Annotated in this window: 15 protein-coding genes; 1 reads left to right on the plus strand and 14 read right to left on the minus strand. The window is 50.9% G+C overall.

From position 1 onward, the window contains the following. Nucleotides 1–93 precede the first annotated feature (93 nt). A complete protein-coding gene (locus tag BN2762_RS19690; RefSeq protein WP_055108581.1) occupies nucleotides 94–1,212 on the plus strand; it encodes a VanZ family protein in 1,119 nt (372 codons plus the stop codon). A 127-nt stretch (nucleotides 1,213–1,339) separates the two neighbouring features. Here the strand turns inward: BN2762_RS19690 and BN2762_RS19695 are convergent, their stop codons facing one another. From BN2762_RS19695 to BN2762_RS27850, 14 genes are all read right to left on the minus strand, one after another. After that, the gene (locus BN2762_RS19695) at nucleotides 1,340–1,732 is read right to left on the minus strand and encodes a hypothetical protein (RefSeq protein WP_055108582.1); all 393 of its coding nucleotides are present in this window, start codon (nucleotides 1,730–1,732) and stop codon (nucleotides 1,340–1,342) included. 51 nt (nucleotides 1,733–1,783) lie between these two features. Next, complete coding sequence (locus BN2762_RS19700) at nucleotides 1,784–2,239, minus strand: GNAT family N-acetyltransferase (protein ID WP_055108583.1); 456 nt, start codon at nucleotides 2,237–2,239, stop codon at nucleotides 1,784–1,786. A 179-nt stretch (nucleotides 2,240–2,418) separates the two neighbouring features. Next, nucleotides 2,419–2,949 (minus strand): DNA topology modulation protein, encoded by a 531-nt coding sequence (locus BN2762_RS19705; protein WP_055108584.1) that lies wholly within the window; start codon nucleotides 2,947–2,949, stop codon nucleotides 2,419–2,421. A 238-nt stretch (nucleotides 2,950–3,187) separates the two neighbouring features. After that, on the minus strand, nucleotides 3,188–3,676 hold the full coding sequence (locus tag BN2762_RS19710; RefSeq protein ID WP_055108585.1) for a GNAT family N-acetyltransferase: 489 nt from the start codon (nucleotides 3,674–3,676) through the stop codon (nucleotides 3,188–3,190). Between the two features lie 103 nt (nucleotides 3,677–3,779). Further along, a complete protein-coding gene (locus BN2762_RS19715; protein ID WP_055108586.1) occupies nucleotides 3,780–5,978 on the minus strand; it encodes a DEAD/DEAH box helicase in 2,199 nt (732 codons plus the stop codon). Beyond that, a complete protein-coding gene (locus tag BN2762_RS19720) occupies nucleotides 5,975–7,315 on the minus strand; it encodes an ATP-binding protein (protein ID WP_055110233.1) in 1,341 nt (446 codons plus the stop codon). The genes BN2762_RS19715 and BN2762_RS19720 overlap by 4 nt, the downstream gene beginning before the upstream one ends. A gap of 10 nt (nucleotides 7,316–7,325) precedes the next feature. Further along, a complete protein-coding gene (locus tag BN2762_RS19725) occupies nucleotides 7,326–9,215 on the minus strand; it encodes a TerB N-terminal domain-containing protein (RefSeq protein ID WP_055108587.1) in 1,890 nt (629 codons plus the stop codon). A gap of 124 nt (nucleotides 9,216–9,339) precedes the next feature. Then, on the minus strand, nucleotides 9,340–9,633 hold the full coding sequence (locus BN2762_RS19730; protein WP_055108588.1) for a hypothetical protein: 294 nt from the start codon (nucleotides 9,631–9,633) through the stop codon (nucleotides 9,340–9,342). A 226-nt stretch (nucleotides 9,634–9,859) separates the two neighbouring features. After that, nucleotides 9,860–11,578: an ABC transporter ATP-binding protein gene (locus BN2762_RS19735; protein ID WP_055108589.1), complete on the minus strand. Its 1,719-nt coding sequence runs from the start codon at nucleotides 11,576–11,578 to the stop codon at nucleotides 9,860–9,862. 67 nt (nucleotides 11,579–11,645) lie between these two features. After that, entirely contained in the window at nucleotides 11,646–11,939 is a 294-nt protein-coding gene (locus BN2762_RS19740) for a DUF5316 domain-containing protein (RefSeq protein ID WP_055108590.1), read from the minus strand. A gap of 157 nt (nucleotides 11,940–12,096) precedes the next feature. After that, entirely contained in the window at nucleotides 12,097–12,906 is an 810-nt protein-coding gene (locus BN2762_RS19745; protein ID WP_055108591.1) for a hypothetical protein, read from the minus strand. Nucleotides 12,907–12,957: 51 nt separating this feature from the next. Then, nucleotides 12,958–13,797: an alpha/beta fold hydrolase gene (locus tag BN2762_RS19750; RefSeq protein WP_230202549.1), complete on the minus strand. Its 840-nt coding sequence runs from the start codon at nucleotides 13,795–13,797 to the stop codon at nucleotides 12,958–12,960. Between the two features lie 80 nt (nucleotides 13,798–13,877). Further along, the gene (locus BN2762_RS19755; RefSeq protein WP_230202550.1) at nucleotides 13,878–14,231 is read right to left on the minus strand and encodes a GNAT family N-acetyltransferase; all 354 of its coding nucleotides are present in this window, start codon (nucleotides 14,229–14,231) and stop codon (nucleotides 13,878–13,880) included. Then, a complete protein-coding gene (locus BN2762_RS27850) occupies nucleotides 14,207–14,374 on the minus strand; it encodes a hypothetical protein (protein WP_230202551.1) in 168 nt (55 codons plus the stop codon). Before BN2762_RS27850 ends, BN2762_RS19755 begins: the two co-directional genes overlap by 25 nt. Nucleotides 14,375–14,404: the final 30 nt, after the last annotated feature.

Here is a 14,404-nt window from a genome sequence, read left to right on the forward strand (position 1 = left end):
CACACCAGTAAATCTAAATATAATTAAGGTTGACAGGAGATCATAATCGTACGAATATAATAAATCTAAACGAAATTTTTGGCAGGTGCATTTATGCTTCAATCTTATCTGTTTCCGATCAAGTACGCTTTTTTCGCATTTCCTATTGCTGCATTCTTATTTACGCTGCCGTTTCTGATTGTGCAGTATCGCAAGTATGGCTACATCAACAAATTCAGAGGATTCATTTTATATTTATTTTTGCTGTATTTAATGAACGCCTATTTTCTCGTGATCTTGCCGTTTCCTGCCTCCAGGGATAACCTCCCCATGGCATCGGGAGGGCTGCAGCTGGTTCCGTTTAATTTCATCAATGACATTCTGAAGGAAACGTCCATCGTCATAAATAATCCGGCGACCTACCTGCATTTGCTCAAAGAGCGGGCTGTTCTTCAGGTTCTGTTCAATATTCTGTTGACCGTGCCCTTCGGCATGGTGCTCCGCTATTATTATCGTCTTGGATGGCTGCGCTGTATTGTGTTCACCTTCCTGCTCTCATTGTTCTTCGAGCTGACACAGTTAACAGGCTTATACGGCATTTACAGACATCCCTATCGGGTATTTGACGTTGACGATCTGTTAATGAATACACTAGGAGGCATCATCGGGGTACTCCTTGCCGACTGGACCTCGAGCCTGCTGCCAAAGGTCGACCGTCTGGACGCTCATGTAGATCCTGCAGCCAAACGCGTTACTTATGTCAGACGAGGGGTAGCGTATCTGATGGACTTTTGTCTATGGTCTCTCCTTCAGATCCTATTGGATGCATTCCGTTTGCCGTTTTCATTCCTGCTCTCATCAGGGATCTATTTCATGCTCATTCCTTATTTAACAGGCGGATTTACCTTTGGCAAATGGGTGGTAAGAATCCGGTTAACACGGATGGGGACAAACTCCAAAATTTCTTTGCCGTCCCTAATCGTACGTTATGGTATTCTGTACTGGCTGATCTTCGGAATGAACCAAATCACCTCTAACATAGATGAGTATATTTCTCAGCCCGTCAGCGCATTTGTGATATTGATGATATTTGCCGTTAATGTGGCCTTTTTTATTCATGTTGTCATTTATGCCATCCGCCGGGAACCACAGCTTTTCTATGAGAAAATCAGCAATACCAAGCATGTCGTAGCCTGGGACTCCAAGGCAGATAAAGCTGCTCAGAGCAACTGAATCGGTACGGTAGAACGTTTCACGACCTGCCGTACCCTTTAATCCTGGTCTCCGGCTGCCGGGTCACTGGACGGTGATTAAATTATTTATCATCGGATAATCTCCTGGCGGCTCAGAATCTTCAGTTTTAATATCTAGGATAAAAACCGATAACCTTCATCGTGTTAGGGTTGATGATTGGTACAATAGGACCGAGAAGGCCGTCTTGTTCCGTATGAAATGTTACTGCGAGCAGTGTGGAATTGTCATTCAGAAGCTGCTCCAATTGCTTCCTCTGTTCATCATCTATCGGGACAATTGATCTATCCTTCGAATCAATAAGCTCTACTCTTGCCTCTTCCCATGGAGTCGTAATCGTCCCATATCGGTTGTTCTCTACACTCTTCCATGCGATCTCCCTGACCTCATGCAGATTTAAATTGGATATTCCATTCGATTTACTGCCCATGAATATCGAAAGGCTAAAGACTAGCACTACTATTAAACCTATGCCAAACGTTCCGAGCCATATTTTTCTCATCGCAATTCATCCTTATAAGAATAATAGCTATGAGCGATAATGGGCCACCGCTCACAGATCCAGGCTATAGATCCTTGTATATTGCCCATCCCCTTTAGGAGCAAGCTCTTTGTACGCCCAGCCGAATCTCTCATAATACCCCACGTGATCCGTTAATAAATATAAGTGCGGATATCCTAATTTTCGGGCTTCATCAATGGCATGGGCCTGCAGCCTTTCCCCGACCCCCATCCTCCTCTTCGCTTCCGCAACATACAAGCTAGCAACCCAGGGATACAGATCCTGCCTGCATTTTAAATCATTCATCCACAGCGATACCGTACCGATGGGCTCATCATCCGCTATAGCCACAAAGGTCATGGGAATCCGGTCTGTTTGGGTATTATGCTGCACCGCGTATCTGATGTATTCAAAGGCCGAGCCACTTCCCCATTCCTGCCATAACCACCGGCTGACGTTATCAAGGCAGTCCTCTCGATCAGCCAGATTGACAATCCTGATGTCCATACAAGATGAATTATCGCTCCTCATATAAATTGACACTGCATCCTCTCCATCAACTCAGCTTATAAACTAAATCAACTAAGATCTTAAATAATATTCGTTCTTTCATGAACGAATCCCTTTGGAATGGAGCGCTCTCTAACCAAAATCATGCCATAAAATCCAGCGGGATCTCCACCTCTTTATGTAATACGGGCTTGGCCGTTCAATTCTATCTCGGTCAGATACTTCTCTACTTCCCCTGTTGTTCTAAAAATGATGACCTGCTTCTGTCCTTGGACTTGTTCCAGCGACTCTAATATTCTGCCTCTGCTTCTCGTTCTGAAGTTCCAAATCCATCTCAAAAACTCCAGATCAAGCTTCTCCTTGCAGCCCGGTGCCATATCCTCTCTCGTTCGTCCGTGATTGATAATCCTGCGTTTAATAGCTCTATAAATGCATAACAGACGCGGAAAATCAAAAAAAATGACCACATCTGCATCCACAAGCCGTTTGTTTAATGTTCTGGAGTAATTTCCATCCATAATGTAGGAATCATGGCTTAGCAATTCATCCACCGTACGATCCCACTCCTCTTCGGAAGCCGCGATCCAGCCCGGCTTCCAATAGAACGAATCAAGATGAATTACCGAGAGCCCGGTTATATGCCCGAGGCGTGAAGAAAAAGTCGATTTTCCCGAACCCGCGCAACCCAATACAAGCACTTTTTTCATAAAAGAACGCCTCCTGTTTGAAAAAATAAAAAGCCCCAGCTTAGATAAGCTCTTATCTCAAGCTGGAGCAAGGTTCGCCGGAGCTTCATCCACAATTATTCACCCCGGGTTCGTTTGGGGTAGCAGCCTCCCGCTTTTTAATTCGCCTCCCACCACTTCCATTTTCCATAATTATACACACTTTGGCGAATAAGGCATAGGCCGTTGCTTTTATTAAAAGGATGCGATTTGGGGTGACTTACATGGAATAGTGCATAACTATGAATTCGACATCCTCATGACCGACTGGGCTTATAAACGACTGCCCTCTCTTAAATCCAACGCGCTCGTAAACTTTGATCGCCCGTTCATTAAACTTAGCAACCACTAACTGGATTCCGAAAGGCCCGAATCGTTCTCTAACAAAACATAAACTGCTCGTTAGAAAATGCACCCCTCTGCCCTTCCCTGTCCACTGAGGCTTTAATCCCAAGCCTAAATCCAAGCAACCGCGGTTATAAATATTTATGCTGTACCCTCCTGGCACACGTGCAGAATGCCCCGTGCAAATAAAGCCAACAAGCTCTTCATGTTCATCCAGAACGGAATAATAGTCGCCGTTCATCAATTCGGATAAGCATTCCGGACTTCCATCCAAATTATAGAACGAGTATTGACCTTCATATTTCCAGCTGGCAATTAACGAAGCGTACTCCCCGGTCATTGGCAAATACTGATACGATGACATGATCCATTTGCTCCTAACGTTTTTTTAATCGGCAGTGGATTCTCGGCCGGCAAGGACCTAAGGTTCCACTGTGAGCCAATCTGCGCCTTCTGCAGGACGAGTATTATATTGATTGCTCGAAAGCCAGCACCTTGGCCAGTCCCTTCACATCCAGCCCATCGACAGCAAAAGCACCGCGCACCAGCTCAGGAGGAACGAATTCATCATACTTGCCCAGGTACGGCGCTTCATCCGCATTAAGCAAGGCTTGCGGATCCGTGGCGGCAGACAGTTCCGCTTGAATGCCTGCCAGCAGCTCCGACGCAGCAGCCCTGCCCGACACGACCATATAATACGGCTCCATCGGGACAACCTGGCGCAGCCCCATCGGCTCGGCGAGATTATGCTTCAGAAGACGCTCCAGGGTACGGAACGGTTTGCTTCCCGCCCATGGCACAATAAACAGCGAATCGCCGCCCGCCGGAATGACCGTACTGCGCAGCAGCCCGCTTTCCCGGGCCAGTCTGCGCGCTCGTTCCAAGCGGTTCACCGCACCGGCAGCCAAATATGGGTACAGCGTCTGCTCCTGCAGCACCTGGCGCATTTTCTGCAGGACGCGCGTATGGACGTCGCCGCCGGCCCCTAGCCACAGCGTATCCACCTTGCCGCGGGAGGACTTGACGTAGACAGCCTTATGCTTGCTGTCCACCTCCTCCACCTTCCACAGCTTGCCGGCCAATGAGAAGCAGTAGCCCGGCGGCGGCACGGTTGTGATGCTTCCGATCTCCTCGGAGCCGTTATATACCGCATGCTCCTCGTCATCCTTAAACACCGCATAGAAGCGGAAATTGTTTACAACCTTCTCGCCGCCGAGCCCGATGATCAGCGTGCCTTCCTCCGTCTGCTGGATATGATCGGTCTGGAGCAAATAACGAAGAAGCTGCTTGAACTCCTCCGGCGTTATGCCGTGAAAAGCCGGCAAGGTCAGCACGGCCCGCGCCAGCTCGGCAGGCTCTGCTTCACCCATGCTCTTGAGCGTGCTCATCGTCTGATGGTAGAGCACCCCGAACGGCTTGCGCCGCAGATCCGGCGGCTCCACCCAGCGCTCGCGGACGTACAGCTCGATAACGGCGATCGCCCGCAGCAGCGTCCACGGCATTCGCGCAGGCAGCTGCGCCTCCTCGTCCTCTTCCTCCGCGCAGAGGAACATCATCTCCGACGCCTGGTCTTTGCGGCGGCCAGAGCGCCCGAGCCGCTGCACAAAGCTGGAGCAGCTGTACGGCGCGCCGAGCTGAATGACCCGCTCCAGCTCACCAAGGTCAATGCCGAGCTCCAGCGTCACCGTCGCTGCCGCTACCGCCGGACCGAGCCCGGACCGGAGTGCTGCTTCGGTCTCCTCGCGCAGCATCGCCGAAATGCTTCCGTGGTGAACGTGGAATACGTCACGCTCCTCGCGCTTCGCAGCGATCCGCCGCAGCTCCAGCGTTGTCAGCTCTGCGTCCGAGCGGCTGTTGGTGAAGACGAGTGCTTTTTTACGATGCGTATGGTCATAGATGAAGCTGTAGTACCGCTGCTTGGCTAGCTCCAAATGCTCGGCCTCCCGCTCATCCCGGGCGTCCGGGAACGAGAAATGCTCCACGGATAGCTTCAGCCTCCGTCCTCCCTGGGGAGACACCACCTCGACCGGATGAGAGGTTCCGGCGCCCAGCCAGCGTGCCGCAGACTCATAATCGCTCAGCGTAGCGGACAGGCCGATTCGGCGCGGTGAGCAGGAAGCCATCCGCTCCAGCCGGGTCAGCTGGCTCAGCACCTGAATGCCCCGATCCGCTCCCATGAATGCATGGACCTCATCAATCATGATGTACCGCAAATCATGGAACAAGGCAGGAATCGCATTCGGCCGGTTCATCAGCAGCCCCTCCAGCGATTCCGGGGTAATTTGCAGAACGCCGGATGGGCGCTGCATAAGCTTTGTCTTCTCCGCCTGGGAGACATCGCCATGCCAATGCCAGACCGGGACCTCCCCCTCCCGGAGCAGCTCGGTAATGCGCTCAAACTGGTCGTTAATCAGCGCCTTGAGCGGCCCGATATAGAGAATGCCCACAGAACCGGAAGGACGGTGGTACAGCTCCGTCAACGCGGGAAAAAAAGCCGCCTCCGTCTTGCCCGACGCCGTCCCGGAAGCGATCAGCAGATGATGGCGCGTATCCAGCAGCACGCGGCAGGCCTCGATCTGCGCCTCGCGCAGGCTGTCCCATTGCTTGCGGTAGATATATTCTTGAATGAAGGGCGCCAAGCGGGAAAAAGGTTTCGCCCCGCTCATAGCTCAAACTCCGCCAGGAAGTCATCCAGCTCGTCCTTCGCCTTGCCCTGGCGCTCGTTCGCGGTGGCTGCATGCTCCCGTTCCCGTTCGCCCAGCAGCGCCTCGAACGAAAGCCCTTCATGCTGATGCAGCATATGCAGCACATCCATGAAGTCCCGCACCACCTCGCGGGTCGTCAGCAGCTCATCGGCGCCCAGCCGGTTTACGGCCGCCTGCATAAAGGCGATCAGCTGTTCATCCGCAAGCTGCGCCTCGTAGCCAAAATGCACGGCATGGATATGCCGCAGCTTCTGCAGCAGGATGAGGATTTCCTCATGGGACAGCATATCCAGCTTAAGAATCGGCGAAGTATATGTCCTGCGGGAGCCGCTGCTGTAGCGGCCATCCATCAGCCGCGAACGCAGAGCCTCATAGCTGAACAGCCCCCTGCGCTCATCCTCGACGAACTGCGGCGTCCCGCCCAGATAGATGCCGAGATACTGGGCTTTCCCCTGCATCGTGTCATTAAACATCGTAAGCAGCTTCTCATAGTTGCTCTGGCGGGAGATGCTGTTCGTGATTTTGTACAAGTTAACTCCTTCATCGATGAACAGCAGCAGCCCCTTATACCCGATGCGTACCGCAAACTCGGACCACAGCTTCATGTAATCGTACCAGTTGTCATCATCGATGATAACGCCGACGCCGAGCTCCTTGCGCGCCTCCGTCCGTGTGGGAAATTCCCCGCGCAGCCAGCGCAGCGCCGCCGCCTTCCGGTCGTCATCCCCCAGCTTGCAGCCGCTCCAGTATGCAGCGAGCACCTTGGCAAAATCAAAGCCGTGCACCAGGCTCTGCATCTCCTGGCATACCGCATAAATACGGAGCTCAACCGCTTCCTGCAGCGCCGGATCGTCAGGGCGCAGCCCGGCTGCCTGCATAAGCTCCTGCTGGAGCGTTGAGATCCACTTCTGCAGCATCGCCTCCAGAGCCCCGCCATCCGGCCTCGTTCGGGTGGACAGGTTCATCATCAGCTCCCGGTAGGTTGCGAGCCCTTGCCCTTTCGTGCCCACAAGCCGCCGCTCGGGCGACAAATCTCCATCCGCAACTACAAATCCCCGATCCATCGCATAGTTGCGCATCATTTGCAGCAGGAAGCTTTTGCCGCTTCCGTACCGTCCGGTAATCAGGCGAAAAGCGGCCCCGCCCTCCGCGATATTGTCCATATCCTGCAGGATAGAAGCCACCTCGGCCCTGCGGCCGACGGCGATATGCTCCAGCCCCACTCGCGGCACGACCCCTGCCGTCAGGGAATTCACCAGCGCCGTGGTCAGCCGCTTTGGTATGGTTACCTGTTTCATCGGTGTCACCTCATTCATCTGAACATATTGTGCTAGGGTTGCCGAAGAAGGCCTCCAGCTCTGCCCTATACTCCTCCGCGATCTCCTCGCCGTCGATGAGCAAATCGCCGATCAATTCCATCGCGATTTCGTTAATTTCGTCCAGCAGCAGCTCTGGCATGGAGCCGGCCTGCTCGGCAATTCCGAACCGTACCGCAGCGTCCTCTCCATCAAGCAGTGCGGCCAATGTTCTGATATGCGCGCTGGACAGCCGGGCAAATAGCTCGCGCCACTCCTGCGGCAGCTCCGTCTCGTTCCCCGCCTCCGCGGTTTCAATATATCTTCCGCTCCTGCCATTCGGCTCCGCATTCAAGAGGCCGCCATCCCTGTGCGTAGATGCTGCGGAGGAAGGCCCGACCGGATCACCGAACGGCTGGGTATCCTTCCCGGGATGATAGAACGTCTGCGTACTCTCCTCGGAATCACCAAACGCCTGCGTATGCTCCTTAGGATAACAGAACGTCTGTATATCCTCCTCGGAATCGCGGTACGATTCGGCCGTTCTCTCCTGTGCCGGGTCCGCCTCCTCCAGCTCTGCCCAGCCCCGCTCGAAATCGATCTCCGCCTGCTGCGGCTGCTCTACTGACTCCCGGCTCAGTTCCCGAACCGGCTTGGCCGGCTGCGGCGGCAAAGCTTCTTCCCCGCTCATACCGGTAAGAGGCATCTGCTCCAGCGCCTGCTCCTCAAGCAGCAGCATATCCCGTACCTCGTCCGATTCCCGCTGAATCCTGTGCAGCTTCGCCGCGTTGATCTTCACCCTGGGAAGGCGGGCTTTGGCCCCTTCGGCCTTGCGCTGCTCAAACTCTTTGCGCAGGAAACGGGTAACCAGTTGATCAACCTCCGGCTCCACGGTAATTCCCCGCAGCTTTCCTCTAAATCCCGTAAACTCGCGCAGCCGATTCTCCGTTAGCCTGACAAGCTGGGTCAAGTACGCGCGCAGCGGAGGATGTCCGCTGATCGGAAGCACGCTTACCGTCACGCTGCGCCCGTACAACTCGTGATCATATACTGCGGTTCGGAACAGTACCCTGCTGGCCTTTGACTCACGGGGCATACACCTCTCCAGGAGCCTTGTCCCCTCCGTTCTGGATAAATAGCTATCCACCAGCGTCACCACCTTCGGGGCATAGGCGTGCAATTCCTTTCTCCCTTGTCCTGTGCAGAAGCGGCTCTTCTCCACGTCGTAATCGATCAGCGTCCGCAGCATGTCCCAGGTTAGCGCAAGCGGCTCAGCAGCAAACCTGCGCTTCCACTCCAGCTCCCTCAGCTCCGGCGATAAATTCCGGGGGAGCTTCCGCAGCGGCTCAGGTGGCGGCATATCCAGCCCGAACACCAGCGCGTAATCATAAAGCCATTCCCGGACGTATGCGTCCAGCTTCGGATACCGCTCCCGATAGGCTATCCATACCTGCTGCATCAGCTCATACCCCTCGGTCGGTTCCTTCGAGCCGATTCCGTGGATCAGCTCATACAGGTACACAAACAGATAAGACAAATCCGTATCTGGATACCGTCCGGAACGAACCTCTCCCCGCCAATACAGATACCATTTAAGCTGTCCTGGCTGCATTTGCTCATAGGTAGGCCAGTAGGCATGAAAAGGGACAAACTCCACCGCTGCTCCGCTCTTCCATTCCCATTCACGCGCCTGCTCCACAAACTGTCGCTCCCGGGAGACATAGCGGAAAGCCTGCCCCCAATCTACATCCCGGCCACCACGCTCTGGGATCACCACCAAGGGCTCTGCCGGCTTCCGTTCCGGCTCCCCAAGCTCTATCTCGGCAAACGCAGGCTGCTGCTCTAAGCCTCTCCGCTGGCGATCCACGAGCGCGTCTCCCTTCCAGACCCTTCTATCGTTCATCGTCCATAAACCTCCATGGCATCATTATACCACCAAAGCGAAAGCTTGTTCGTATTTTTTCGAATCAGCTTAAACTATTTCGAACGAATTGAAGGAACTGATTTGATTGCTAGTACGGCTCAACTTACAGCGTATTTCCTTCCTGTTTCTTTCGCTCCTGCTGATTTTGCTCCTGCTCCAGATCCTTTAGCAGCTCTTCTTCAATTTCTTCATCGCTCATATTAAAATCCTCATTCTCTTTGATTCCCAGCTTTTCCTTGATTCGCTTGATGTCGCTGTGCATTTCTTGGCTCCTGAAATGCATGCTGAGAACCAAGCCAAAAATAATAGATATCAGAACCACCCCTCCAGCCGGACCAAGAAGGATGGAAACGAATAGAGCAACAGCTATTGCAAGCATCGTTCCCATGACAGACATTATTCTCAACCCTCCCAAGCTTGAAGCAGTTTACGGTGTGAAGTTGATGCCAATTTATGCTCCAAGCGAAATTTTTCTTATAGCTTTAAAAAAAGGGCGAGGTTTGGTTGGAAATCGAACCATAAGCCTCGCTCTTTCTATAGAAGTATGGAAAATTTCATTTGCGAATCAAAGGACGGTCAAACCGGCCTTATTGAAAAATCTTCTACTCGGACAGCTCATCGGCTCACGCATGCTGGTACTGCGCTTGATGCAGCCTGCTATAGATGCCGCCGGAAGCAACCAGCTCGGCGTGCCGGCCTTGCTCGGCAATACCGCTCTCGTCGATGACGATGATCCGGTCGGCGTTTTTGATGGTGGCCAGACGGTGGGCGATAACCAGTGTCGTCCGTCCGATCGACAGCTCAGACAGCGATTGCTGAATCGCCGCCTCGGTCTCGGTGTCAAGCGCCGAGGTCGCCTCGTCCAGAATCAAGATCGGCGGATTTTTCAGGAACATTCTGGCGATGGCAAGCCGCTGCTTCTGACCTCCAGACAGCTTCACGCCCCGCTCGCCAATGACCGTATCCATTCCGTCAGGCAACCGGCCGATCATCTCCTCCAGAGATGCCCTTCTGGCCGCCTCCCAGATTTGCTCTTCGGTAGCCTCCAGATCCCCGTATTTGATGTTTTCCCGGATCGTGCCCGAGAAGAGGAACACATCTTGTTGAACGATGCCGATATTTTTGCGCAGCGAGTGCAGCGTCATATCTCGGATATCCATGCCATCGACGGTGATCCGTCCTCCGTTCACATCGTAGAACCTCGGCAGAAGGCTGCAAATGGTCGTTTTTCCAGCGCCTGAAGGACCGACAAACGCAACCGTTTCTCCCGAGCGAATCGACAGATTGATTCCATCCAGAATATTTCGACCTGGCTCATAACCGAACGTTACATTTTCGAAGCGAATATCGCCTCGCAGCGTCTCGACCGCGACGGCATCCTCCCTATCCGCAATATCCGGTTCGGTATCCAGAATCTCTGTGTACCTCTTGAACCCGGCGATGCCCTTCGGATAACTCTCGATTACGGCGTTGATCTTCTCAATCGGACGGAAGAAAATATTCGATAATAGTATAAAGGCCATAAATTCGCCCAGTTCAATCTTGCCTTGGATATAAAACCAGGCCCCGCACACCATGACGAAAATAGTGATAAGCCTCATCAGCATGTAGCTGACCGAAATGCTTCTGGCCATCGTCTTGTAAGCCATCAGCTTCGTCTCGCGGAAATTGCGGTTGTCTGCCGCGAACAGCTGCTTCTCGTGCTCTTCGTTCGCGAACGATTGAACGACGCGGATTCCGCCGACGTTCTCTTCGATCCGGGCGTTGAAATTACCGACATTGGCGAACAAGCGGCGATAGGTGCTGGTCATCCTTCCCCCGAACACGATAATCAGCCAAGCCATGATCGGGATGATAATGAAGGTGAGCAGCGCAAGCTCGAGATTTATATAAGCCATAAGCGAAAAAGAACCTGCAAGGGTCATGACAGCAATAAACACGTCTTCCGGGCCGTGATGTGCTAGCTCACCGATTTCGTTCAAATCATTCGTCACTCTACCGACCAGATGCCCCGTTTTGTGATTGTCGAAAAACCGGAACGACAGCTTCTGGATATGCTCAAACATTTTTCGCCGCATATCGGTCTCAATATTGATGCCGAGCATATGTCCCCAGTAGGTGACGATATAGTTCAAAACCGTGTTTAGAGCGTAAACGCACAGCAGTCCAACGCTTGCAAGCACGATCATGCTCCAGTTTCCTCCCGGCAGCAGATCGTCGATAAACTTGCTTACGGCTAGCGGGAATCCAAGCTCCAGAACACCCGCGATGACCGCGCAGCTGAAATCTAGAATAAATAAGCCTTTATAAGGCCGGTAATACGAAAAAAATCGACGCCACATGGCTGTTATTTCTCCTCTGTTCATTAATTGATAATTCCCTAGTTATAGGATCAGGATTAAATTTGATTTATTTAGTAATAAAAAAAATGGCTGCAGCAGTTAGGAGAAATGGGAAGCCAAATATAAAGAATGTCGAGGATAGCTTGCTTCTAAACTCTTTATTCTCTGCCGTTTCGGCCCCTTGGTTCGCTCTCATTCGATCCCCGCTAATAAGAGCTCCATTAAAAATGCCGGCCAACAGCAGCAAAATAATCCCTGCTCCTCCCGATACGTTCATGGCTTGCTTCCAGTCCCAAAGGAAGCCTGCTAATAAAGCTATTACAAGGCTTAAAATCGCTCCAACCATTAATTTTCTAATCAAAAAATCTCCCCCTCCTCTCTACACACACAAATGCCCCACCCAAGGATAGCTCTAATCCCTGGTTGAGGCATCGGTGGATTCAAGCATCTTCCATGATTATACATCTGAATATACAGAGGCGAAAGGTTAGATGCGCTTGAATTCACTGCTGTACCTATTAAGGCTGCTCTGTCCAAGTTGTTCTCACATATCCTATTCTCATGCCGACACTCTCCATATTTCTATGACTTTGGGTTAAGAAGCCAGCCTGACTTACTACCATATCGCATTTGTTCATGACCGCTTCATAGATTCGTCTTCGGATTAGTGCCTGATGAAGTCCAGAATGACGACACTCCGGCAGTGTTCCAGCAAAAGTTAATGATGCCACCGAATTATTCATATGCATGACACCTGCAGCTGCAGGAATTTCATCCTTCATTGCTATGAAAAATTTCCAGCCTGGCCTGCCATACAGAACTTGATTATTTTGGGCTACATGGGGAATGCCATCATCGGAAAGCCCGGTACTGCGGCAATGAATTGTTGCATACATGATGAATTCATCCTCGGTCATCTCCCGAATGCGAATATCGTTCACTTCAATAACAGCTTGATCCTCTATCGGATAATATAGCGATGTGTGGAACCCGGACTGATAAAATCCTCTCTGGGCAAGCCCAAGCAAAAGACTCTGATTCACTCGGGAGGGTACAATTTCAAATTGCGCCTTGCGTTTCCTTACTCTATAGAAGTCGATAATCTCGTCGAGCAACTCAAGCTCATCAGCGCTAATGCCTTTAACCGTATTGAACGCCGGCCAAGGCATTGTTTCGCTGTATAGCGCTACTGCGCCACCAAATTGCTTCACTTCGACCCCCTCAGGATTGCCGGGTCTTTCCTGGATCGCTCTCATTCTATCCAGCATATAATCCAATTCTGACTTTTCAATGAATTCAACTTTGTCTTGCGTTAAAGGATGTGACATGATAACAGCACCTTTCCATTAAATATGTACTCTCAGACTTACTAGCAAACATCAGGTTAAAAACGAGATAATCTCTTCGTTAATAATCTCTGGCAGTTCATGATTTAGCGCATGTCCTGCATCCTTAATAATCTTGTAATTCAGCTCATTATCCTCCAGCTTTTTTATCGCTTGTGGATAATTACTGAGTCTATCATACTTACCTATTAAAAATAACAGCTTGCCTCTAGCCTTGGCTATTTCAGCAGCATCATCCATGATGGCAATCTTGTGGTGCATCATGGATTTATTGTTAAAATACCTCAGCAAATAATACCAATGCGTTATCAAAACCTCATTCTCTGCAAATTTTATATAATTAGGACCGCTCAGTTTCCTCAGCAGTTTCTTGCAATGCTTCTCCGATGGAAGCAAGGCCTCCGGCAAAAAAGCCGCCATCATTTTCGACATTATTTCAAATTGACTTGAGGGAATTCTGCCTGCCAAGCATATAGCCTTATTTACCTTATCGGGCCTTTTTAAGGTGTAATAGTAAGATAAATATGCACCGTACGAAACTCCGCAGACATTTAGGGATTCCATATCTAAAACGCTTACAATTTCGTCGATCCAACGGACTTGATCGAATTGATGGCCATAGTTTAAATTGGGCTCGCTTTTCCCCGAACCCCCGATGGCATCAACGGCGATAACGTAAAATTTTTCCGCCAGCTCCTTGATGTTATAGACCCACATCATTGCAGAATTATCGGCTGTTCCATGAAAAAGCAGCAAAGGCGGATGCTGGGGATCCCCAGCGATAATCATATGGGTCTGGCCATAGGTCGTCTCTATATCCCGTTCTTTAAAACTTGTTTCCCAGGCACTTAGCAACTTATCATAGGAATCCATAATATACAGCCTTCCGGATCAGCTTCTATATCTCTTCATGCTTGCATCCCTTCATCATTGATTTTGGGCTGACTCGCTTATCATTTTATCCAGTAGCGGCAGATTCCATCGGTTACGGATTCAAGCTGTCCATGATTGCTCTCGATTACTTTTCTGGAAGGGACATTGTCTTCATTACAAGTAATTAATAATTGTTCAATTTCTAGTTTCTTTGCTTGCTTAATCATTTCACTTAGAAAAAGCTTGCCATATCCTTTACCTCTCTCCGTCGGCCTAACAATGTATCCTACATGGCCTCCATACACTCGCAGCTTCTCATTTAGCTGGTGTCTTAACTTTCCGTAGGCTACAGGTTTTCCGTCAACATACAGCCAATAAATGGTTTGAGGCACATAGCCCTCAGGAAGCTCTATTCCCTCTGAAATCTGAACCATTCGAGGCAGCTTCTCTTAAACTCCTCGAAATCTTTGTCGGGAAAATTGGTTGTAAAGCTATTCTCCCCTAAGCCTATCTCTTGAATCATGTCAAAAATGTCCTGGCCATCTGTCTCGCTCAATTCCTTTATTTGGATTGCCATGGGCAGCCTCCTCCTTGTTAATGACTTTTG

Origin of the sequence: Paenibacillus ihumii, assembly GCF_001403875.1 — a bacterium.
Lineage (GTDB): Bacteria > Bacillota > Bacilli > Paenibacillales > Paenibacillaceae > Fontibacillus > Fontibacillus ihumii.